Source organism: Massilia sp. P2_C2, from assembly GCF_056404615.1.
Window position 1 is genome coordinate 1 of the sequence record NZ_JBFUDR010000076.1, and the last position, 21993, is coordinate 21993.

Genomic DNA, 21993 nt, shown 5'->3' on the forward strand with positions numbered 1-21993 from the left:
AGGTAGAGCACCGAATAGCTGATCGCGTACCACAGCACGTTCTGCTGCAACGTGCCCGGCATCAGGAAGGCGCACAACGTCGTCAGGAACAGTGTGACTTGCCAGATGAGGTCGATCTGCTGCTTGCCCGCGACAAAGAACACATAGCTGAGCGGGCTGGCGATGAAATTCAGGAAGCACAAGGGTGCAAGGATCTGCGCCAGCTCGCCGGCGGGGCGCCAGGATGCGCCGAACACCCACGCGAACAGCCCGGGAGAGAACAGCAGCAGCACCAGCGCCGGCCCCGCCCCCAGCATCGACAGGGCCTTGAACGTGTAGCGGTAGGCGTGGCTGCAGTGGCCGTGCGTCTGGAATTCGTGCACGGACTCGCGCTTGAACACTTCCAGCACGGAGGCCGCCAGCAGCGACACCGGGGCGGCCAGCACGCGCTGCGTGAGGGCGTATAGGCCGGCGGCCACCGCGCCATGACGCATGCCGATCAGGAACAGGGGCATCTGGGCGCAGAAGGCATTGAGCAGGTTGGATGGCAGCGAGAAGCGCCAGAATTTCTGGTGCCGGTGCAGGTAGCTCCATGCGGCGTGGTCCAGGCGCAGCGCAACGCGCGGACGCGGCGGGTGCAGCAGCAGCGTTGCGGCGGCGAGGCCGGCGGCCAGACCGATCAACTGGCCGGCCAGCAGGCCCGCCTCGCCGGCGCCCACGGCCAGCAGCAGCACCTGGGTGAGCGCGATGGTGGCGGCACCCCAGACCTTGGCGCGCGCCGCCTTCCCAAATGCCTTGTGCGACGTCGCGTAGGCCAGCGTCGTCTGCGTATAGGCCGTGAGCCACGTGCCGACACCGATGAGCAGCAGCGCGCCCCAGGACTGGGCGCTCAGCACGGCGAGCCCGAGTGCGTGCGCCAGCAGCGCGCAAAGTGAGACGAGCAGCGCCGTCGCGCTGGCCGAATGGAACACGACGGAAAAGCAGACGCGCTGCTGTTCCGGTTCGTGGTCGAGGATCATGGCGGTCTCGAGACGCAGGGTGGCGGCGATGGCGGACACGGCGACGACGCCGAGCCACACCGAAAAGGCACCCATCTCGCTGGGCGTGCACATCCGCGTGATCAGCGGTGCGGCCAGCAGGGGCAGGGCCTGGGCGCCGAGTGCGCCGCCCAGGACCATCGCCACGTGTCTCCAGAAGCCGGGTGAACTCATACCGACACGGCCGGCGTTGCGAACCCGGGGGATGGCGCGTCGGCCGCCATGCCGGCCGCTTTCAGCAGCGCCGCGCATACCCGGTGGATGTCCTCGTCCGGCAGATAGGGACCCATTGGCAGGCTCATGACCCGGTCGGCCAGCGCCCGCGCCACCGGGCACGTCGCGCCTCCGGCCAGGTGCGCGTACGCCGGTTGCATGTGGACCGGCACGGGATAATGGACGGCAGTCGGGATGCCGGCGTCCTGCAGGACGCGCTGCACGTCGGCGCGCCGTTCGACCAGCACGGTGTACTGGGCAAAGACGCTGGTGCGGTCGGCCCCGCGGGCGACGAGGTCGACTTTACCTTTCAACAAGGCGTCGTAGGTGGCGGCCGCGCGTCGGCGCTGTGCCAGTTCCCAGTCGAACAGGCCGAGCTTGGCCAGCACGATCGCGCATTGCAGCGTGTCCATGCGGCCGCCGACGCCGACGCGCGTGTGGACGTAGCGCCGGCTCTGGCCATGTACGCGGATCTCGCGCATGGCGCGCGCCAGGTCGTCGTCGCTCGTGAACAGGGCGCCGCCATCGCCATAGCAGCCAAGTGGCTTGCTGGGGAAGAAGCTCGTGCAACCGATCGTGGACAGGTTGCAGCTCTTGCGGCCCCGGTAGTCGGCGCCGAAACTCTGCGCGGCATCCTCGATGACGGCCACCCCATGGCGGGCGGCGATCGCATTGATCTCGTCCATGTCGGCGGGCGTCCCGTACAGCGAGACGGGCATGATGGCGCGCGTGCGCGCACCGATGCTCGCCTCGACGAGAGCCGGGTCGAGGTTGCCGGTGCGGGCGTCCACGTCGACGAACACCGGGACGGCACCCAGCAGCACGATGACCTCGGCCGTGGCGATGAACGTGAAGGGCGTCGTGACGATCTCGTCACCGGGCCGGATTCCCAGCGCCATCAAGGCGATCAGCAGCGCTTCCGTGCCCGAGGCGACGGTGACGCAGTGGCGGGCGCCCGTGTATGCGGCCAGGCGCGCCTCGAGTTCGCCGACTTCCGGCCCCATGATGTATTGGCCGTGGTCGAGCACGGCCTGGATGCGCTGGCCGATGACGTCGCGCGCAGCCTGGTACTGTGACTTGAGATCGATGAATTCCATGGTGGTGGCCGGGGTCGGCAATGCGTGGTCAGGGTTGATGGGGCGCCGCGACGAGGGTGCAGACACCGTCGCGTAGCAGGTAGACGTCGCCCGTGTGGGGACAGGTGGCCTCGGCGTCGCCGGACAGCGGCAATGGCAGGCGTTCGCCGAAGCGGCCGATCCAGCCGATCTGGCGCGCCGGCACGCCGGCCATGAGGGCGAAGTCGGGCACGTCGCGCTTGACGACGGCGCCGGCACCCACGAAGGCGTAGCGGCCGACCGTCACGCCGCACACGATCGTGGCGTTGGCGCCGATGCTCGCACCGCGCCGGACGACGGTGCGGCGGTACTGGTCCTTGCGGACAATGCCGGCGCGCGGGTTGTAAACGTTCGTGAACACCATGCTGGGGCCGCAGAACACTTCGTCCTCGAGCGTCACGGCGTCGTACACGGACACGTTGTTCTGGATCTTGACGCCGTTCCCGATCACGACATCGTTGCCCACGAACACGTTCTGTCCCAGCGAACAGCCCGCGCCGATGCGGGCGCCGCCGCATACATGCGTGAAGTGCCAGACGCGGGTGCCTGGCCCGAGCACGGCGCCGGCATCGACGATGGCGCTGGGATGGATGGCCTGGTTGTCATCGATGCGCATGTCAGTACTCCAGCGGCAGGGCGACGCGGCGGCCGTCGCGCGCGGACATATAGGCGGCAACCAGCACTTCCAGCGATTTCAGGCCTTCGCGTCCATCCGTTTCCGGCTCGGCCTCGCCGCGCAGCACGCGGATCACGTTGTCGTAGTACAGCGGATGACCGAAGCCGTACACGGACGTCGTCTGGTAGCTGGCGTCCGTCACGAGCGCGTCGTCGGGGTCCGGTGTGGCGAATTCCCATTGCTGGATCTCGTTGACGGCCACGCCACCGATGCGCACCGTTCCATGTTCGCCCAGCACGGTGATCGAGCCTTCGAGGTTGCGCGGATAGGTGAGCATCGTCACGTTCATGGAACCGAGCGCGCCATTGCGCCAGCGCACGCTGATGACTCCCGTGTCCTCCACTTCGATGTCGCGCGCCAGCGTGGCCGTATAGGCCTGCAGGCTTTCGACCGGACCGACGATCCAGTCGATCAGGTCGACGTAGTGACTGGCCTGGTTCATGAAGGCGCCGCCGTCGAATTCCCAGGTGCCGCGCCAGCCGGCGCTTTGGTAATACTCGGGAGGGCGGGTCCAGAATACGTTCAGGTTGACCATGTAGATGCGGCCGAAGCGCTTCTTGTCGACGGCGCGCTTGAGCAGTTGCAGCGTGGCGTTGCGGCGGTTCTGCTTGACGACGAACAGGCGCACGCCGGCCGCATCGGCCGCCGCCACCATGCGCTTGCCGTCTTCCCAGCGCGTGGCCATCGGCTTTTCCGTGATCACGTGGCGGCCGGCCTGGGCGATGCGGATAGCTTGCTCGGGATGCAGTCCGGACGGCGTGGTGACGGTGAAGGCGTCGGCGTCGCAGTCGCGCAACATCGTTTCCAGGCTGGAATACGCAGTGGCCCCGGTGGCGCTGACGGCGCGGTCGAGCGCGCGCGGGTCGACGTCGCAGACGCCGACGAGCTGGGCGCGGTCCTGGTGCTGGCGCAACGCATCGAAATGGTTGGCGGCGATGCGGCCGCAGCCGACCAGCGCGAAGCGGATCTTGCGGTCCGTGATGGGAGCGGGATACTGGCGCATGGGAGCTCCTCAGGCCTTGACGACGTTCGGCAGCGGCGCCTGGTAGACGCCGCGGGTGTCCACGATCAGGCTGGCGTACTGGCGCACCAGTTCGTAGTCGAAGGCGCTGTGCGCCGTGGCCAGCAGTACCACGTCATAGGATGCGATGCGCTGGGGCGTGAGTTCGACGCTGCGGAGGTCGAAACGATGCTCGCGCATGCGCGGGAAGACCGGGACATGCGGGTCGGCATAATCGACGACGGCACCCTTGTCGCGCAGGATTTCCATCAGTTCGACGGACGGCGACTCGCGCATGTCCTCCACGTCCTTCTTGTAGGCGATGCCCAGTACCAGCACGCGGCTGCCCATGACGGCTTTGCCGCGCTGGTTCAGCGCGTCCGCCAGCTTGCCCACGACCCAGTGCGGCATGTCGCTGTTGATTTCGCCGGCGAGCTCGATGAAGCGGGTGTGCAGCCCGTACTCGCGCGCCTTCCACGTCAGGTAGAACGGGTCGATCGGAATGCAATGGCCGCCCAGGCCCGGGCCTGGATAGTATGGCGTGAAGCCGAACGGCTTGGTGGCGGCCGCGCGGATCACTTCGTGGATGTCGATGCGCATGCGGTCGGCGATGATCTTCATCTCGTTCACGAGGCCGATGTTGACGGCGCGGTGGATGTTTTCCAGCAGCTTGGTCAGCTCGGCCGCGCGGGTCGAGCTGACGGGCACGACACGGTCGATCGCCGGGCTGTACAGCGCGATCCCGGCTTCCAGGCAGGCCGGTGTGACGCCGCCACAGATTTTCGGGATCGTACGGGTGTGGTAATCGGGATTGCCGGGGTCTTCGCGTTCGGGCGAGAACACGAGGAAAACGTCGCGCCCGATCATGAACCCGCGCGATTCCAGGCGCGGCTTGAGTTCCTCGTCCGTCGTGCCGGGATAGGTGGTGCTTTCCAGCGACATTACCTGCCCGGGCCGCATGAAGGGCAGCAGTGCGTCCGTCGTGTCGAGCACGAACGACAGGTCCGGCTCGCGGTAGGCATTGAGGGGCGTGGGCACGCAGATGATCAGGGCATCCGGTTCGCCCGTGCGCGTGAAGTCGGTGGTGGCTTCGAAGCCGTGGTCGCGCGCGCGGGCGATGTCGGCAGCCGCGATATGGTTGATATAGCTTTCCCCGCGGTTCAGGCGCTCGACCTTGCCGCCGTCGATGTCGATGCCGAGCACGCGGAAACCGGCCTCGGCGTAGCGCAGCGTCAGCGGCAGGCCGACATAGCCGAGGCCGATGATGCCGATGACGGCGGTGCGCTCACGCAGCCGGGTGGTGAGCCGTTCGAGTTGAGCCGGTTTGCTTTCGTCACGCATGTGTGTCCTCGCCAGACGAGTGGATGGAAGGGGAAGGGCCGCCGTCAGATCCGGAACGGCACGAATTTCTTGATCAGTCCCAGGCGCGGGTGCGGTGCCGCGAGTGTCGCCGGCGCCGTCGCGGTCGTGGCTGTGGTCGCGGCGGGCACGGCGGCGACCGGTTCCACGGTGGGCCGGGCAGGGTCGTATTCCGTGACGATGGCCTTGACCATCGCCTCGATCATGGGCCGCTCATGGGTCTCGCAGGCCATCATCAGGCAGGTGATGAAGGTGTCCAGCACGCCAGGGCGCAACGCGTTTTCCTTCATGCGCATGATGCGCGGATGCTCGCTGGGGAAGACGACCCCGTCCGTCAGCAACTCCTCGTGCAGCTTCTCGCCGGGGAACAGGCCGACGTAGCGGATCTCGATATCGCCACCGGGATTCTGCGGCGACTTTTCCGTCAGGCCGGACAGGGCGATCAGYGTGCGTGCCAGATCGACGATGCGCACCGGTTCGCCCATGTCGAGCACGAATACGTCGCCGCCCTTGGCCATGGCGCCGGCCTGGATCACCAGCTGGGCCGCCTCGGGGATCAGCATGAAATAGCGCGAGACCTCCGGATGCGTGATCGTCAGTGGGCCGCCGCGCTCGATCTGGCGCTGGAACAGCGGAATCACGGAGCCCGACGAACCGAGCACGTTGCCGAAGCGGACCATGCAGAACGTCGTGTCTGCGCCGTTACCTGCACCATGCCTGGCCGCGGCGGCCTGGAAGATCAGTTCCGCGATGCGCTTGCTGGCGCCCATGATGTTGGTCGGACGCACCGCCTTGTCGCTCGAGATCAGCACGCAGGTCTCGACGCCGTGCCTGGCCGCCTGTGTCGCGATCACCTGGGCGCCCAGCACGTTGTTGCGCAGTCCTTCGACGATGTTCGTCTCCACGAGGGGGACGTGCTTGTACGCGGCCGCGTGGTAGATCGTCTGGACCGGGCCCGCGCGCAGGATCCGCTCCACGAGATCGGCATTGCAGACGGAGCCCAGGTGGGCCTCCACGGGGATGTCGGGGAAGCGGGTGGCCAGTTCCTGGCGGACCGTGTACAACGCAAACTCGGAGTGATCGAGCAGGTGCAGCCGGCTCGGGCCCAGGGTGACGATCTGGCGGCACAGCTCGCTGCCGATCGATCCTCCGGCGCCGGTGACGAGGACGGTCTTGCCGCGCACGCAGYGGGCGAACAGGTCCAGCCGCGGCGGTACGGGCGGTCGTCCGAGCAGGTCTTCGAATTTCAGGTCGCGGATGCTCTCGCGCGGCGTGGCCTTGTCGTCGGCCAGGTCGACGAGGCGACTGAGGATCTTGGTGCTGATGCCGGTCTGGGCCAGCCGCTGCATGATGTCGCGCAGGCGTTCCGGCGACACGGACGGGAGGGCGATCACGATCGAGCGGATGCACATCGTGCCTGCCAGCTCCACCAGGCGGTCCGTGTGGAACACGCGCAGGCCGCCGATGTTGCGCTCGTTCAGCGCGCGCTTGTCGTCGAAAAAGCATACCGGGCGGTATTCGTCGCTGTTGCGCATGGCCAGCGCCAGCCGCGCCCCGGCCTCGCCGGCACCATAGATGGCGACCACTTCCGTGGCGCCGCGCCGGCCGCTCTGCTGGTTGCGCAGGAAATTGCGCACGCCGATACGCGATGCGATGACATAGGAAAAAACGATGAACCAGTAAATGGCCAATGCGCTGCGGGGGAAATTTTCTTCCCCGATCGAGAACGTGACGGCATAAGCACATAAAATGGAGATTGCCAGGGCGATGCCGGTGACGCTCAATAAGCGCTGGTCGATGAAGCGGATGACTGCGCGGTACAAATCGGAAACGGAAAAGGCCGCGATCGTGACCACTGCCACGAAAATGTAGGAGGCTGGTCCGAAATGGGAGGCCAGTTTCAGATCGCCGCCGCGCAGCAACATCGCGATCAGAAAGCAGAAAGGCAATGCGATCAGATCAGCCGTGACCATCAGCGCGATTTTCGTCGTGCGATGCAGGGAAACCATTCTGGAGCAAAATCGCCCGATAAGCGCTTGATTTGACTTGATCATGATTCTGAAACGCGCGTGAGTTGGTAAAGATGAATATCCGCTGGTCAAAATAAAACGGCTTATCGGGCGTGCGCTTTTGTTTCTCGGGTGATCTGTCGATGAATGGAGTGTGCCGCCAATTGGATTTAGTATTGCTGAGTAAGTTTATTATCTCGGTGTATATGAATTGCGGGTTTGACCATGCTCAACCGCCTAAACGGAATTTGGCGAGAAAGATACGAAAATAGAAATGGGAAATTGAATTCGGGAATATGTTTTGTGGAAATGGCTGGAGGGAATTAGAGTAATTCCAAGAAATGCAGAGGTGCAAAAAGAAGGAAGGAAGTGTTCGGCGTCGAGCCGGAGAGGAAGCGGGACCGGCACCGCGGCGCAATGCCGGTCGAAAGGCTCAGGCGCCGGCCGGCTGGCCCGGGCGCGGCTGCGGTGCCATCGGCGGCACCACGATGTCGTCGTTCAGGCGCAGGAACTTGAAGCCGGCCAGTTTCTGGCCATGCTTCCCTTCCTGGCGGTTGCGTTCCTCGCGCGCGGCGGCGCGGGCGATGAAGGACTCGAAAGTTTCCTCGCGCACCTGCGGATCGGACGAATGGAGGAAGTGGCGCTCGCCATCCGCGCCCAGTACGACAAGGCCCACGTGCGAGGCGAACCAGGCGCCGTCGCGCGTGGAGATCACGTTGACGAGGTCACCTTCGCGCAACCGGTCCGCGATCGCCGCCACCCGCTCCTTCGGCACGAAGGCCTGGCGGCTCGTCTCCACGGGGATGCCGGTTTCCGTGTGGTGCCGTGTCCTGAGGAAGCGGGCGCGGTCGATCGTCATCGTGTAGGCCGGAGCGTCCGGGCCTGCCAGGTCGGCGCTGATGTCGGTGACGAGCCAGCGGTTGGCGATGTTCCAGTCCATTTCCGTGTAGTGGTTGCGCGTGGCTACACCGATGATGCCGTCGCGGTAGCGGATGCGCTGCAGCATCCAGAAAAATTCATCCCATGATTGCGACAGGGCCATCGCGTACGTGTGCTCCACGAACACGACGCAATCGCTATGGTCCAGGCTGAACATCGGCAGGTCGTCGTGAACCTGGAAAGGGAACTCGCCCAGCAGGTTCAGGCGGTAGGGCTGGCCGATGTTCTTGCGGCCGATTGCGGCGATGCGCTTGCGCAGGTCGGGTTCGGCCTCGTGCACCCAGGCGATGTAGCGGCCCGCTTCGACGGGCTGCATGCGGTACAGAGGCTGCGCCAGGATCGTGTCGAGCTGTTCGTCGGCCGCGGCCTGCGCGGTCGGAACGGTGCCTGCGGCGATCGCGAGGGGCGGTGTGGCGGGAGGACTGGCGCAGCCGGCGGCGAGGACGGCGGCCACGATGGGGAAAAGAAGCGCGAAGCGCATCGGGTTCTTTCGAGGACAAAACGCTAAGCTAACGTGACAAGGTTAAATTTTCAAAATGAATTTTTTTCATGACAGCCGCCAAGGTCAAAACGCATGTTGCCATCGATGCCGACGCCAGTGCCGCCGCTGCCCGAAAGGCCTGCGCACGCACCGCCTTCATGCCCTTCGTAGGTCTTGTTGAAGGGGACTTGTAGGACGAAATCTCAAGTAGACGCACAGTGTGCGGCACCTAACGGTCCCCACCCGGCTGGTCTCGATACGATGGAGGCGTCGAGTGAGGCACCAGCGATCTTCCGCAGGAGACCAACCATCTCGACAGGTCAGCCGGTCGCCTCGAGGACCGGCACCAGATTTCCACGCCGGCGCATGCCGTGGCCATCGATGCCGCGATTGCTCCGGCCTCACCGGAAGCGGAGGTTGCCATGTACAACAATACGACGAGCCATCCCCCCAAGCATCTCGTGCGCGAATACCTCGAGCGTCGCTCGAAAGACACGACCCCGCCACCGACACCGGAAGAAATCCGCCGCCAGCTGGGGTGGGGCCTCTTGATGCCGTCGGACGACAGGATCAACACTTCCCGCTCCTGACCGGATCGCGCCCGCCCTGCGCGCACGCCCATCGCAGTACCACCGTCACGACCAGGAGAATCATATGACCGCCAAGATTGGCAGCAAACACATCGCCCAGCACCGCGGCAAGAAGGAACGCCAGGAAATCCGCAAGATGAACGTCGCGCGCGAAGCCCTGAAGATCGCGGCCGCGCGGGCCAAGTACCGCAACCAGCAGAAAGGCCTGCGCCCGCGCGCCGAAGTGGCCGCGTGATCACGGACTGATCCGCTGCCGTACCGACGCTTCCCAAAGAGCCCGCCATGGAGACATGGCGGGCTTTTTCGTATCCGCCCGCGCCATTCACCGGCACCGCGCCGCCGTTGGCCGAAAAGCGCTTCCGCCGCCGCACCGTCTCCGTTATCGTGTCGCCATTACGATTCAACGACAACCCGGAGGTAACATGAATAGCGAAGCTTCCTACCACCTGCGGCGCCAGGTGTTGTGGGGCCTGGTCCTGGTGGGGCTGGGCGTGGCCTTCCTGCTGGACCAGATGGATGTGTTCGACATCCGCTCGCTGTGGCACTATGCGCCGCTGCTGCTGGTCGTGGTGGGCATCAACCAGACCATCGGCTATCCGAGCGCCCGCGAATTTTCCAACGGTCTGTGGACCGTGTTCATCGGTCTGTGGCTGTTCGCCGTGCTCGAGCACCTGTGGGGGCTCACGTTCGGCAACAGCTGGCCCCTGTTCATCATCATCAGCGGCGCCACGATGGCGATCCGGCCGATCGCCGAGCGCCGTTTCGGCCAGAAGGGGGAGAACGGCCATGGCAAATGAGACGAACCGCGCCACGAACCAGGTCGTGCTGGGCCTGCTCGTCGTGGGCATGGGCATCCTGTTCCTGCTCGATAACCTGGACATCCTGAACATCCGTCACGCGATCGGCTTCTGGCCCCTTCTGTTCATCGTGGCCGGCTGCGCGGCCCTGCTCGGCAACGGCCCGCGCAGCGGCAACTACATGGGCGGCGTGCTGATCGTCATTGGTGTGCTGATGGTCCTCGGCCGCATGGGATTCTTTTACATCAGCTGGGGGACGCTATGGCCCCTCGTGATGATCGCGCTCGGCGGCCTCGTGCTGTTTCGCTCGCTGGGCCCGGGGCGGGTGGCGCGGCCCGGGGGCGCGGAGGGGGCGAGTCCGGAAAACGTCATCGACATCGTCGCGGTCCTCGGCGGCTTCGAGCGCCGCGTCAGCACGCAGGATTTCCGCGGCGGCGAGATCACGGCCGTGATGGGCGGCTGCGCGCTCGACCTGCGCGAGGCCTCGATCGTCAAGGAAGCCGTGATCAACGTCTTCACCATCTGGGGCGGCATCAACATCAAGGTGCCGCCCGACTGGACCGTCGTCCTGAACGGCACGCCCGTGATGGGTGGCTTCGCGGAAAAGACGGCCACGCCGCCGGACGGCAGCAAGCGCCTCGTCATCACCGGCTACGCCATCATGGGCGGCGTCGAAATCCGCAACTGAGAGGACGCCGGTGCACGGGATCTTCGCCAGCTGGCGCGCCGCGCTGTTGTACCTGCTGGCCTGGCTGATGCTCGGCCTGCTGCTGGCGGCCATGCTGGCGGTCGGCGGCGCCGGCTGGGGCGCGAGCCTGGTGTTCGCCGTGCCGCTGGTCTACGTGTACGCGTTTGCCACCGGCTTTTCCGCCTACTACGTGTGCCGCGCCTACCCGTTGGACCGGCGGCGTCCGCTGGTGATCGCCGCGGGCGTCGGCATGCCGGCGGCCTGCGTGGCCGCGCTGTGGTGCGCGCTGGGTGCCGCCTGGAACAGTCTGCTGGCGGCACTGGCGCCCGGCGAGTACGCGCCGGTTGCGAGTCATCCTGTACTGGCATCCATGTTCGGCCTGGGCGTCATCCTGTACGGCCTGGCGGCTGCCGTGCACTACCTGGTGATCGAGTCCGAGCGTGTGCGCCAGCTGGAGACCCAGCGGCTGCAGATGAAGCTGACGGCCCAGGATGCCGAGCTGCGCATGCTGCGTACCCAGGTCGATCCGCATTTCCTGTTCAACAGCCTGAATTCGATCAGTGCGCTGACGTCGCTCGACCCCGCCGGCGCGCGCGACATGACCGTGCAGCTGGCCGAATTCTTCCGTCTCACGCTGAGCCTCCGGGCGGACAGCATGGTCACGCTGGCGCGGGAGCTGCAGCTCGTGCGCCACTTCGTCGCGATCGAACAGGTACGCTTCGGCGACCGCCTGCGTTTCGAGGCGGCCATCGATCCTGCGGCGGCGGGCTGCCTGTTGCCGCCTATGCTATTGCAGCCGCTCGTGGAAAACGCCGTCAAGCACGGCATCGGGCAGATGGTCGACCCCGGCCTCGTGCGCATCGAGGCGGCGCGCGCCGGATCGCTGCTGCGCATCCGCGTGGAAAACGACGTCGACCCCGACAGTGCCGTCGATGGCACGAACCATGCGCGCGGCACAGGCCTGGGACTCGCCAATGTACGCCAGCGCCTGGCGGCGGCGTACGGGCACGAAGCCAGCGCGCGCTGGGAGTGTCGCGACCACCGCTTCATCGTGGAGCTGACGCTGCCCGCGGTCACGGCCGACGCGCCGCATTCCATCACCGAACCCGAAGGAGTCTGACGCATGCGTGTGATCATCGTGGACGACGAACCCCTGGCGCGCGCCGTGCTGCGCGAACACCTGGGCAGCCATGCCGACGTGGAGATCGTCGGCGAATGCGCGAACGGCTTCGAGGCCGTGAAGGCGATCGCGGAGCTGGCGCCCGATCTCGCCTTCCTCGACATCCAGATGCCCCGGCTGGACGGCTTCGAAGTCGTCGAGCTGGCAGGTACGCAGACGCACTACATGTTCGTGACGGCCTACGACCAGTTCGCGCTGCGCGCCTTCGACGTGCATGCGCTCGACTATCTGCTCAAGCCGTTCACGCGCGAGCGCCTCGCGCAGGCGCTCGCGCACGCACGCGCACGGCTGGCCGCGCCGGCACCGGCCGGGCAGGGCGATGCGGCGATGCGGGCGTTGGTGAGCGAGGCGCAGGCGCGCCACCAGCCGCTCGAGCGCGTACTGATCCGCGACGGCGCGCGCGTGCAGGTGCTTCCCGTCGCGCGCATCGAATACGTCGAGGCGCAGGACGACTACGTGGCCTTTTACGCCGACGGCCGTACGTGGCTGAAGAACCAGCGCATGGCCGAACTGGAAAACCAGCTGGATCCGCACGCCTTCCTGCGCGTGCACCGCTCGTACATCGTCAACCTGGGCGCCATTGCGCGCATCGAACCGACCGGCAAGGATGGCCATTGCGCCGTGCTGAAGTCCGGCGCGCGCGTGCCGATCAGCCGCAGCGGCTACCAGAAGGTGCGCGACCTTCTGCGTTAAGCGGCCGCGCCCACATGCCACCACGCAGGCAGCAGCGCCTGCACGTCCGGCCGCGCGAAGCGGTCGTCGATCAGCCAGACGACGCCGCGGTCCTGTTCCGTGCGGATCACGCGGCCGGCCGCCTGCACCACTTTCTGCATGCCGGGATACAGGTACGTGTAGTCGTAGCCGGCGCCGAACATCGCCTGCATGCGCTGGCGCAGCTGCTCGTTGACGGGGTTCACCTGGGGCAGCCCCAGGGTGGCGACGAAGGCGCCGATGAGGCGGTCGCCCGGCAGGTCGACGCCTTCGCCGAACGAGCCGCCCAGCACCGCGAAGCCGATGCCGCGGCCGCCGGCGACGAAGCGCGCGAGGAAATCCACCCGTTCCGGCTCGCTCATGCGGCGCGCCTGGTGCCAAACGGGGATGTCCGGGTGCTCGCGCTCGAAGCGGTCCGCAACCTGCTGCAGGTACTCGAAGCTGGAAAAGAAGGCGAGATAGTTCCCCGGTCGCGTGTGGTACTGCTCCGCCATCAGCGTGGCGATCGGCGCGAGCGAGCCGGCGCGCTGCTGGTAGCGGGTCGAGATGCCGTGCGCCACGTGCACGTCCAGCTGGCCCGCGGAAAACGGTGAATCGACGTCGATCCACGCCGTGTCGGCCGGCATGCCCAGCAGGTCGGCGAAGTAATGCCAGGGGCTCAAGGTGGCCGAGAACAGCGTCGTCGAATGGGCATACGCGAAGCGCGGGCCGAGGAAGGGCGCCGGCACGACGTTGCGGATGCACAGGGTCGTATTGCGCTCGTTCTTGCGCTCGTTCCCGCGCGAGACGTCGAACAGCGAGTGCTCGCCGAACGACTCGGCCAGGCGGCCGAATTGCAGCGCGGCGAAATAGAAATCCTGCAGCGCAGGGTCGAGCGGCAGCGCGACCGCGGCCAGGTGTTCCGTGATGGCGCTGGCCGCGCCCTGCAGCGCGTTCAGGAATTTGTCGGGCGGGGCATCCAGCACCTGGTAGGGCAGGGGGGCGGACTTGCCGACGTCCGTCCATGCGCGTTTGACCTTGTCGAGCGGTTTGTGCAGCGCGGGCGGGGCGACCGCGCGCGCGGCCCGCAGGTCCGTCCGTTCCAGCGTGGCCGTGTACATCGAGCGCGCCCGCGCCACCAGGTTGTGGGCCTCGTCGGCCAGCACGCTGACCTTCCAGCCACGCTCCAGCGCCAGCGCGTACAGCATGGCGCCGCCGTCGAACCAGTAGTTGTAGTCGCCCACGACGACGTCGCTCCAGCGCACCATCTCGCTGCCGAGGTAGTACGGACAGACGTCGTGCGCGAGGCCGATCTCGCGCAGCGTGGCGCGGTCGAGCATGTCCGCGTTCGTCGCAGCTTCGCGCGCGGCCGGCAGGCGATCATAGAACCCTTGCGCGAGCGGACAGGAATCGCCGTGGCAGGCCTTGTCCGGATGCTCGCATGCCTTGTCGCGCGCGCTCAGTTCGAGCACGCGCAGCGGCACCGTGCCGCCCGACTTCAGCGTGGCCGCGGCGTCCAGCGCAAGCTGGCGTCCCGGCGTCTTGGCGGCCAGGACGAAGATCTTGTCGAGATCCTGGCCGGGCGCCGCCTTCAGGACCGGGAACAGCGTGCCGACGGTCTTGCCGATGCCGGTCGGCGCCTGGGCCAGCAGGCAGCGTTGGTTCGCGTTGACCCGGAAGATGGCTTCCGCCAGCTGGCGCTGGCCGGGACGGAAGTCGGCGTGCGGGAAGCGCAGCGCGGTCAACGCCGTGTCGCGTGCCGTGCGGTGCGCGAGCTCGCGTTCGGCCCAGGCGACGAAGCGGCGGCACTGGTCCTCGAACAGCGCCGCGAGTTCGGCCCTTGTCCGCGTCTCGTGCAGCATGGTCTCCTGCTGGCTGCCAATGTCGAAGTAGACCAGCGCCAGGTTGACTTCTTGCAGCCCGAGCTGCACGCACAGCAGGTGGCCGTAGACGCGCAACTGGGCCCAGGCCAGGTGCCGGTGGTTGCCGGGGATGGCCGTGAACTGGCCGCGGTACGTCTTCACTTCTTCGAGCAGGTTGCGGTCCGGGTCGTAGCCGTCCGCGCGCCCGCGCACGTGCAGCGGCCCCCAGTCGCCTTCGAGCGTCACTTCGCTGCGGTAGTTGTCGCCGCGCCGCGAGGCCACCACGGCGTGGCCGGCGATGCCTTCCTGCGCCGAGGGCGAGGGCGTGAAGCGCAGGTCGAGGTCACCCTGTTTGGCCGTGAACTCGCACAGGGCACGCACGGCGACGACGTAGCGCGCGGCGGCCGTCATGCGGCGGCCTGCTCCCACTGCAGATAGCACACCGTGACCGGCATGCCGTGCGTGGCGCAATAGTCGATCCAGCGCAGCTGGTTGTCCTGCAGGCGATCGCCCGGACCCTTCACCTCGATCATGTCGTAGCGCCGTTCGCCCGGCCAGAACTGGATCAGGTCGGGGAAGCCCGTGCGGTTTTCCTTCACGTCCTGCAGGATGCGGTGGAACCACAGCTTCAGGTGCGCGGCCGGAATGCAGTCGAGTGCCAGTTCGATGATGTCGCGGTCGAGCCAGTCCCACGCGACGAATGGCGATTGCAGGCCGGCCTTCTCTTCCCACGTCGCGAGGATGGCGGCGCGGTGGCGGCCATCGTCCAGCAGCGCGAGACAGGCGTCGAAATCGCCCTTGCGGCGCTGGTAGAAGTCGGCCGCGTACAAGTCGGCCGGACCGCGGTGGAACGGGTGGAAGAAGGCCCCGGGAATGGCCGCGAAGACGGCGCGCCAGCACAGCAGGCCGAACAGCGTGTTGGCCAGCGTGTTTTCGACGTAGAACACGGGCGCGTCGGTGCGCGTCAGATGCTCCAGCACGACGCCTTCCACGCGCCATTCGCCGCCCGGCAGCGGCAGGTTCAGGTCGAGCCGGGCGGCCGGCGTCGTGCGCCGCGCGGGGCTTTTCGGATGGCCCAGCTTGCGTGCCAGGCGCGGGCCGATGCGCAGCAGGTGCTGGCGTTCCGCCTCGCTTTCCGGCGCCTGTTGCGCCGTCTCGAACAAGGCATGGGCGGCGTCGAACTTCTCGTGTTTTTCCAGCACCCGGATGGCGCGGCCACGCGCGCCCGGGTAGCGGCAGTCCGCGTACACGGCGTACGCGTTGTCCCAGTCCTTCTCCTTTTCGAGCAGTTGGCCAAGCTGGAACAGCAGGCGCTCCCGGCGGCTCTCGAGCCAGTCGTTGCCGAACGCGTGGCGGGGCAGGTCGGCCAGCACGTCCAGTGCCGGTTCGCCGGCATGGTAGCGCTCCTTGCAGGCATGCAGTTCCAGGTAATGATCGATGTCCTGGCGCGCCCGAAAGCCGCGCGAGGCCGGCGAGAACTCGACCCGCTCGTACCGGAACAGGCCGAGGTCGGACAGCACGAATTCCGTCCAGTCCTGGCTCAGGTTGCCGAAAAACATGAGGCGCAGGCGGTCGCACAGCGGCTGCACGCACAGGCGCAGCACGACGTCGTCGCAACCGGCATACCACTGCGAAAACGGGCGCCCGCCGGCGTGCAGGGGATCGGCGCGCAGCATTTCCAGTTGCTCGGGCTTGCGTACGGTCTTGTGGGCGCCCGTCAGGCCGAAGGCTGCGACCAGTTCCGGCTTGGCGAGCAGGGCGAACAGTTCGTCGAGCGTCAGCACGGGATCGGACTCGATCCAGCCGCTGGGCAGCAGGGCATGCGCCGCCGCGCGCGGGCAACCGATCTCGGCATAGTTGAGCTTGCTTGCCCGGAATAGCGTTCCCTTGCGCATCACCATCCGGACGAACAGGGCACGGGCCGGCTGCGACAGCCGGGGAAAGCAAGCGATGAATGCGTGCTCTTCCTCGATCAGCAGGTCGGCGTAGCGCTCGGCGATCCAGTCCAGCACGCGCTGGAAGTTATCCAGATAATAAAACTCGTTTTCCAGGACCCTGATCATCGTCATACCGCCGCCAACTGTGCTTTTGTACAGTATAACGGTGCGGACGGCGATGGCCCAGCAGTTTTGGGCCACGGCAACGTCGGGCGTGGCACCCGTACCACCGCCACGCCGACAGGCTTGTGCTTTTGTCTATCTATTGCCTGGATGGCAAGCGCGTGGCGCAGGCGTTGTCAGCGCAGGCGGGCGGAGGCGCGGTATTCGTGGCCTCGCTGCGGGCAGCGGTGTGCTGCAGGATGGCCGAAATCACGGCCACGTCCGTGTCAACGGCGGATGGCGTCGTTGTCCTGGTTGCTGCAGCGCCACGTTTCCGGTGCGATGTCGGCGGTCCGGTACGCCCCAGCGACGGCGCCCTGGCCGGCGGCGTGGCTTGCGCCGTCGTGCGTGTCGCCGCGTGACTGTCGGCGGCCGGTTGGACATATGTCGCCGCCAGGCCGGCGGCCGCATGGGCGGGTGTCGCGGGGCGCGCCGTGGCGGCGGTGGGCGCCGGCTGCGGCATATCGATGATGACGGCGCCGCGCGTGGTTGCGTTCACGGGCAGGCCGGATGAAGCGACGGTTCTTGGGGGCGTCGTCGCTGTCGGCGGCGTCTGTGGCGGCATCCGCAGCGGCATCGGGGGCGATGCCGGTCCCGGCGCCGTCGAGGCCGATGTCTTCGCGGTCGGCGCCATGTGCGTGCCGGGCACGCCGGCCGACATGCTGTCGCTCGCCGGAAGCAGGTCGTCACGCTGCGTGACGATCAATTCCACATCGTGCGCGCCGGCGGGCCGCGTATCGCGTGTCGCGGTCGCGCCCGCAGGATGCGCTGCCGGGCCGGCGCTACCTGGATGCAGCGACGCCTGTGCCGCGTCGTCCTTCCCGGCGTCGCGGGCGGGCGTGTCGTCCTGGACGAGCCAGACCAGCGTGGCAAGGAGGGTGCAGGCCAGCACACCGGCCGCGCCGTAGCGCAACGCGGCCGGCAGCGCGCGCGGCCGGCGGCCGGGCACCTGGCCGTCCAGCAAGGCGAGGATATTGATGTCGCCGGTCGTCCGGCGTGACGACGACATCAGGTTGGGACGTCTGGAGCCGGGTTGATTTTCATCTGTAGGGCGCACCGCGTTACTCCTAAGATTTGAAAGCTAGTTCCAATTAGAAACAAACCGGAGAAGCCGATGCTGATCTTCCAGGTGTTCGACAAGGGCGTGCTGGACGATGCGGAAGGTCGCCAGATCGACTTCCGTAACACGATCATCATCCTGACGTCCAACGCGGCCTCAAGCCAGATCATGCAGGCGTGCCTGAACAAGGCGCCGGACGAGCGCCCGACGCCGGACCAGCTGGCGGAACTGATCCGGCCCGCCCTGATGAAGCATTTCAAGCCGGCCTTGCTGGGCCGGTTGACGGTCGTGCCGTTTTACCCGATCGACGATACCGTCCTCGCCGACATCATCCGCCTGAAACTGGACCGCATCGGGCAGCGCGTGGCCGCCAATCACAATGCGCGCTTCGACTACGACGACGCGCTCGTGGCGGCCGTGCTGGCGCGCTGCACGGAAGTCGATTCCGGCGCGCGCAACGTCGACACGATCCTGAACGGGACGCTGCTGCCCGAGATTGCGGACGCGGTGCTGGCGCGCATGGCCGAAGGCGGGGCGATAGCGCGGGTGAAGGTCGGCGCGACGAAGGCCGGCAAGATCAAGTATGTCGTCGAACCGGCGTGAGGAGGCCGCCATGCAGAACCTGGAACGGTTGCTCGTGCCGGTCAGTGCGGGCCGGCCCTGCGGCGAGGACCTCGCGTTTTCCAGCGAGATCGATGCCATTTCTCGCGCGCGCCAGGCCGACGATCCGTCGCTGGAGCAGGGCGCCTGGGTCACGGAACTGAAGGAAGCGGACTGGAAGTTCGTCGCGCGCCAGTGCGCCCAGTTGATCGAAAAGCGCAGCAAGGACCTGCAGCTGGCCGTGTGGCTGGCCGAGGCCAGCGTGCGCACGCTGGGCCTGCGCGCGCTCGGCGACAGCCTGCTGCTGACGGCGCTGCTGTGCGAACGCTACTGGGACGGCCTGTATCCGCTGCCGGACGAGGATGGCATGGAGCGGCGCATCGGCAACCTTGCCTGGCTGGCCGGGCGCATTGCGCCATGGCTGCGCGGCGTGGCGCTGACCGAGGGGCCGGACGGGCATGCGCTGCGCGACTTCGACGTCGCGCGCATGCAGGGCGGCGAGGCGTTGGCGAAGCTGGACGCGGCGCGCCAGCGCACGTCGACGGCGTTCTACACGAACCTGATGCGCGACTGCGAGCATTGCGCACAAGCGATCGACCGGCTGGAGGCCAGTGTCGACGCCGTGCTGGGCGCGGACGGTCCCAGTTTCAGCGCGGCGCGCTCGGGGCTGGAAAGCCTGGTCCTGTTCATCAAGCCGGCATTGAAAGAGATTGCAGCGGCGACGCCGGCCCGGGCCGACGAGGGCGCCGTCGTGGTGGTCGAAGCGGAGATGGCGGCCGTGCCGGCCGGCGGTCCGTTGCAGTCGCGCGCCCAGGCGCTGGCGCAGTTGCGCGCAGTGGCGGACTATTTCCGCCGCACGGAGCCGCACAGCCCCGTCGCCTACCTGGCCGACAAGGCTGCGCACTGGGGCGAGCAGCCCTTGCACGTGTGGTTGCGGTCGGTCGTCAAGGACGACGCGGCGTTCGCCCACATCGAGGAGATGCTGGGCGTCGGCCGGTAGGGTGGGCACACGGTGCCCACCCTACTCAATGCGGCTGCTGCTGCGACTGGGCGGCCTTCAGTTGGTCGGTCGCCCGCTCGACCTGTTCCTCGACGCGGCGCATGGCCTCGCGCGTCGATAGCGTCACCTGCTCATAGCCCTTGAACGCGTTCTCGATGGCGGCCTTGATGATCTCGACCGCGTTTTCCTGGCCCGGCTTGACGTTCTGCGTGACGTCGTAGATCAGCGCCGACAGCGTGTTCTTCGCTTCGGCCAGGTGGGTGTCGGCAGCCTGCTCGAATTCCGACTTGATGTCGCCGATGATCTGCTTGAGCTGATCGCCATAAGCCGCCGCTTCCGTGACGCCCGGCTGCACGCGCGAGGACAGGGTATCGATCGCGGCCTTCGGATCCTGTGCCTGGCTGAGCTGGCGGCCGGTCTCCAACGAGTTTTCCAGCGATTGCTTGGCGGTCGCCAGGTTCAGCGCCACGACCTGCTCGACGCCCTGCACGGCCTTGCTGGCCAGGGCATTGAAGGTCTGCATCTGCAGGTCGAACAGCGTCTTGGTGGCGGATGCGAATTGCTCGGGGTTGTTGAACATCGATTTCTCCTCAGTTAGGAAACTATGGCGACCCGGTCGTACTACTTCTCGATCTTGCGTTGATGCGGTTCAATTATTTAGCAGGCAAGGGTTTTTCGCAACGGGCATCTCGATAGGGCCCGTCGGCGCGCACCCAGCCCTCGCCCAGCGGTGTCTGCGAGCAGGCGAGCGCGTTCGTGCTCTTGCTGCGCCAGTGATACCAGGGCGCCGGCGCCGCGTTCAGCACGATGGGGCAGGCCAGCGCGATGGCCGTTGCAAGCGGGACGAGGTTTTTCATGGTCCGCCGAGCTTAACCGCTTGGCGCGGCAAGTCAAGCCGAGTTTGACCTTGCCATCGTGGGAAGGTGTATGCTGGCCACCTATCGGCGAGGAATGGAGCATGGAAACTCTCAATATCGGTGAAGCGGCCCGGGCGTCGGGCGTGACGGCCAAGATGGTGCGCCACTACGAGGCGATCGGCCTGTTGCCGCCGGCGCGGCGCACGGAGGCCGGCTACCGGCTCTACGGCGCGGACGACGTGCGGGTGCTGCAATTCATCCACCGCAGTCGCGCGCTGGGCTTTTCGCTCGACCAGATCGCCGACCTGCTGGCCCTGTGGCGCGACAAGGACCGGGCCAGCGCCGACRTACGCCGTTTGGCGCTCGCCCATATCGACGAGCTGGACCGCAAGATCGCGGCGCTGCAAGCGATGAAACGCACGTTGGCCGCGCTGGCCACTTCCTGCCACGGCGACGCGCGGTCCCATTGCCCGATCCTCGACGACCTCGCCGCGGATTGATGGACCGGACGGCGGGTTTGCGGTGTAATGGCTGAGTTTCCGACCGCCCAGCCATCTGTCATGCCTTTTCGTCTTTCGTTGTCCGCCTGCCTGACCGGGCTTGCCGTCGCCACCCTGCTGGGCGCCGGCACTGTCTGGGCGGTCGGCTCGTCGTTGATCGCGGTCGAGCCGCATCCGGTGCCGCTGCCGGGTCTTGGCGCGGAGGATGTGCTGCTGCGCGCGGCGCCGGACCAGCGCGTGGCCGGTTCCTTCCTGCCGGGCCGCGGCAACGGGGCCGTGTTGCTGCTGCATGGCAATCACAGCGATCGCCGCCAGATGGCCGCGCGCGCCCGTTTCCTGCATGCGCAGGGCTATGCCGTGCTGCTGATCGACCTGCCGGGGCAGGGCGCCAGCACGGCACCGCACAATACGTTCGGGCTGCGCGAGGCGGATGGGGTGCGGGCCGCGCTGGCGGAATTGCGGCGGCGTGCGCCGGGGCAGCGCATCGGCGTGATCGGGGTGTCGCTGGGCGCGGCGTCGCTCGTGCTGTGCCGCGATTGCCCGCCGGTGGACGCGGTCGTGCTCGAATCGATGTATCCGACGATCGAAGAAGCGGTCGCGGACCGGTTGCGCACGCGGCTCGGGCCTGCGGGCGGGCCGCTGTCGGCCCTGCTGCTATGGCAGTTGCCGCTGCGCCTGGGCATCCGGCCGGATGCGCTGCACCCGATCGCGCACGTCGGCGAGCTGAAGGCGCCAGTATTGATTGCGGCCGGGAGTGCCGACCTGTACACGACGCTGCCCGAGACACAGCGCGTGTTCGCCGCCGCCGCGCAGCCGAAGGACCTGTGGATCGTGGATGGCGCCGCGCACGTGGACCTGCATGCGTTCACGCCCGAGGACTACGAGCGGCGCGTCGGCGCGTTCCTGGCGCGGCACCTGGATCCGCTGGCGGTTGCCGCCGGGCGTTGAAGGAAGAGGGCGGTTACAACGCAAAACGCCGCAATCCTTTTGCAAAGATTGCGGCGTTTTGCGCCAGTTTCCTGGTGGCCGTCATCGACCAGGTAGCTTTTGGTGCCCACGGAGGGACTCGAACCCCCACACCTCGCGGCACATGGACCTGAACCATGCGCGTCTACCAATTCCGCCACGTGGGCATTCCAAACTTCAAAACATCAAASGTATTACAAACTRCRGGGTAGCATTTGGTGCCCACGGAGGGACTCGAACCCCCACACCTCGCGGCACATGGACCTGAACCATGCGCGTCTACCAATTCCGCCACG

The 21993-nt window shown here is 66.9% G+C and carries 21 protein-coding genes, 2 tRNA genes and 1 pseudogene; 10 read left to right on the forward strand and 14 right to left on the reverse strand.

Annotation, left to right across the window (positions count from 1 at the left end; genetic code table 11):
- The 7 genes from AC1DYX_RS11575 to AC1DYX_RS11605 form a co-directional block, all read right to left on the reverse strand.
- Positions 1-1157, reverse strand: a 1157-nt coding sequence (locus tag AC1DYX_RS11575; RefSeq protein ID WP_477258973.1) for a lipopolysaccharide biosynthesis protein, incomplete at its 3' end; no start/stop codon positions are given.
- A gap of 29 nt (positions 1158-1186) precedes the next feature.
- Positions 1187-2326: a DegT/DnrJ/EryC1/StrS family aminotransferase gene (locus AC1DYX_RS11580; protein WP_477258955.1), complete on the reverse strand. Its 1140-nt coding sequence runs from the start codon at positions 2324-2326 to the stop codon at positions 1187-1189.
- 28 nt (positions 2327-2354) lie between these two features.
- Positions 2355-2960, reverse strand: a complete 606-nt coding sequence (locus AC1DYX_RS11585; RefSeq protein WP_477258956.1) for an acyltransferase — start codon at positions 2958-2960, stop codon at positions 2355-2357.
- Position 2961: 1 nt separating this feature from the next.
- Positions 2962-4023: a Gfo/Idh/MocA family protein gene (locus tag AC1DYX_RS11590; RefSeq protein WP_477258957.1), complete on the reverse strand. Its 1062-nt coding sequence runs from the start codon at positions 4021-4023 to the stop codon at positions 2962-2964.
- Between the two features lie 9 nt (positions 4024-4032).
- Positions 4033-5361 (reverse strand): nucleotide sugar dehydrogenase, encoded by a 1329-nt coding sequence (locus AC1DYX_RS11595; protein ID WP_477258958.1) that lies wholly within the window; start codon positions 5359-5361, stop codon positions 4033-4035.
- A 44-nt stretch (positions 5362-5405) separates the two neighbouring features.
- Positions 5406-7388: a polysaccharide biosynthesis protein gene (locus AC1DYX_RS11600; RefSeq protein WP_477258959.1), complete on the reverse strand. Its 1983-nt coding sequence runs from the start codon at positions 7386-7388 to the stop codon at positions 5406-5408.
- A gap of 433 nt (positions 7389-7821) precedes the next feature.
- Positions 7822-8808, reverse strand: coding sequence for an N-acetylmuramoyl-L-alanine amidase-like domain-containing protein (locus AC1DYX_RS11605; RefSeq protein WP_477258960.1), 987 nt, complete (start codon positions 8806-8808; stop codon positions 7822-7824).
- 422 nt (positions 8809-9230) lie between these two features.
- Between AC1DYX_RS11605 and AC1DYX_RS11610 the strand changes: the two genes are divergently transcribed.
- The 6 genes from AC1DYX_RS11610 to AC1DYX_RS11635 all read left to right on the forward strand — a co-directional run bounded on the left by AC1DYX_RS11610 (position 9231) and on the right by AC1DYX_RS11635 (position 12756).
- A complete protein-coding gene (locus AC1DYX_RS11610) occupies positions 9231-9398 on the forward strand; it encodes a hypothetical protein (RefSeq protein ID WP_477258961.1) in 168 nt (55 codons plus the stop codon).
- Between the two features lie 64 nt (positions 9399-9462).
- A complete protein-coding gene (locus tag AC1DYX_RS11615; protein WP_477258962.1) occupies positions 9463-9633 on the forward strand; it encodes a hypothetical protein in 171 nt (56 codons plus the stop codon).
- Between the two features lie 187 nt (positions 9634-9820).
- A complete protein-coding gene (locus tag AC1DYX_RS11620; RefSeq protein ID WP_029756818.1) occupies positions 9821-10195 on the forward strand; it encodes a LiaF transmembrane domain-containing protein in 375 nt (124 codons plus the stop codon).
- On the forward strand, positions 10185-10883 hold the full coding sequence (locus tag AC1DYX_RS11625) for a LiaI-LiaF-like domain-containing protein (RefSeq protein WP_477258963.1): 699 nt from the start codon (positions 10185-10187) through the stop codon (positions 10881-10883). The genes AC1DYX_RS11620 and AC1DYX_RS11625 overlap by 11 nt, the downstream gene beginning before the upstream one ends.
- Positions 10884-10893: 10 nt before the next feature.
- The gene (locus AC1DYX_RS11630) at positions 10894-12003 is read left to right on the forward strand and encodes a sensor histidine kinase (RefSeq protein WP_477258964.1); all 1110 of its coding nucleotides are present in this window, start codon (positions 10894-10896) and stop codon (positions 12001-12003) included.
- A 3-nt stretch (positions 12004-12006) separates the two neighbouring features.
- Entirely contained in the window at positions 12007-12756 is a 750-nt protein-coding gene (locus AC1DYX_RS11635) for a LytR/AlgR family response regulator transcription factor (RefSeq protein ID WP_477258965.1), read from the forward strand.
- On the opposite strand, the gene AC1DYX_RS11640 is transcribed toward AC1DYX_RS11635, so the two are convergent.
- From AC1DYX_RS11640 to AC1DYX_RS11650, 3 genes are all read right to left on the reverse strand, one after another.
- On the reverse strand, positions 12753-15026 hold the full coding sequence (locus AC1DYX_RS11640; protein ID WP_477258966.1) for an ATP-dependent DNA helicase: 2274 nt from the start codon (positions 15024-15026) through the stop codon (positions 12753-12755). The two genes, AC1DYX_RS11635 and AC1DYX_RS11640, sit on opposite strands and share 4 nt — an antisense overlap.
- Complete coding sequence (locus tag AC1DYX_RS11645; protein ID WP_477258974.1) at positions 15023-16678, reverse strand: VRR-NUC domain-containing protein; 1656 nt, start codon at positions 16676-16678, stop codon at positions 15023-15025. Before AC1DYX_RS11645 ends, AC1DYX_RS11640 begins: the two co-directional genes overlap by 4 nt.
- A gap of 136 nt (positions 16679-16814) precedes the next feature.
- The gene (locus AC1DYX_RS11650) at positions 16815-17771 is read right to left on the reverse strand and encodes a hypothetical protein (RefSeq protein WP_477258967.1); all 957 of its coding nucleotides are present in this window, start codon (positions 17769-17771) and stop codon (positions 16815-16817) included.
- A gap of 60 nt (positions 17772-17831) precedes the next feature.
- Between AC1DYX_RS11650 and AC1DYX_RS11655 the strand changes: the two are divergent.
- Together AC1DYX_RS11655 and tssA are read left to right on the forward strand one after the other, a co-directional pair.
- Positions 17832-18377, forward strand: a pseudogene (locus tag AC1DYX_RS11655) (AAA family ATPase); the annotation flags it as partial.
- Between the two features lie 10 nt (positions 18378-18387).
- On the forward strand, positions 18388-19374 hold the full coding sequence (gene tssA / locus AC1DYX_RS11660) for a type VI secretion system protein TssA (protein WP_477258968.1): 987 nt from the start codon (positions 18388-18390) through the stop codon (positions 19372-19374).
- A 25-nt stretch (positions 19375-19399) separates the two neighbouring features.
- Here the strand turns inward: tssA and AC1DYX_RS11665 are convergent, their stop codons facing one another.
- On the reverse strand, positions 19400-19954 hold the full coding sequence (locus AC1DYX_RS11665) for a phasin family protein (protein WP_477258969.1): 555 nt from the start codon (positions 19952-19954) through the stop codon (positions 19400-19402).
- Positions 19955-20027: 73 nt separating this feature from the next.
- Positions 20028-20231: a hypothetical protein gene (locus AC1DYX_RS11670; protein WP_477258970.1), complete on the reverse strand. Its 204-nt coding sequence runs from the start codon at positions 20229-20231 to the stop codon at positions 20028-20030.
- Between the two features lie 101 nt (positions 20232-20332).
- Here AC1DYX_RS11670 and cueR point away from each other — a divergent pair, with 101 nt between their 5' ends.
- The gene (cueR, locus tag AC1DYX_RS11675; RefSeq protein WP_477258971.1) at positions 20333-20731 is read left to right on the forward strand and encodes a Cu(I)-responsive transcriptional regulator; all 399 of its coding nucleotides are present in this window, start codon (positions 20333-20335) and stop codon (positions 20729-20731) included.
- Positions 20732-20791: 60 nt separating this feature from the next.
- A complete protein-coding gene (locus tag AC1DYX_RS11680) occupies positions 20792-21679 on the forward strand; it encodes an alpha/beta hydrolase (protein ID WP_477258972.1) in 888 nt (295 codons plus the stop codon).
- A 100-nt stretch (positions 21680-21779) separates the two neighbouring features.
- On the opposite strand, the gene AC1DYX_RS11685 is transcribed toward AC1DYX_RS11680, so the two are convergent.
- A tRNA-Leu gene (locus AC1DYX_RS11685) sits at positions 21780-21864 on the reverse strand.
- A 49-nt stretch (positions 21865-21913) separates the two neighbouring features.
- Positions 21914-21992 (reverse strand) — tRNA-Leu (locus AC1DYX_RS11690).
- Between the last annotated feature and the right edge of the window lies 1 nt (position 21993).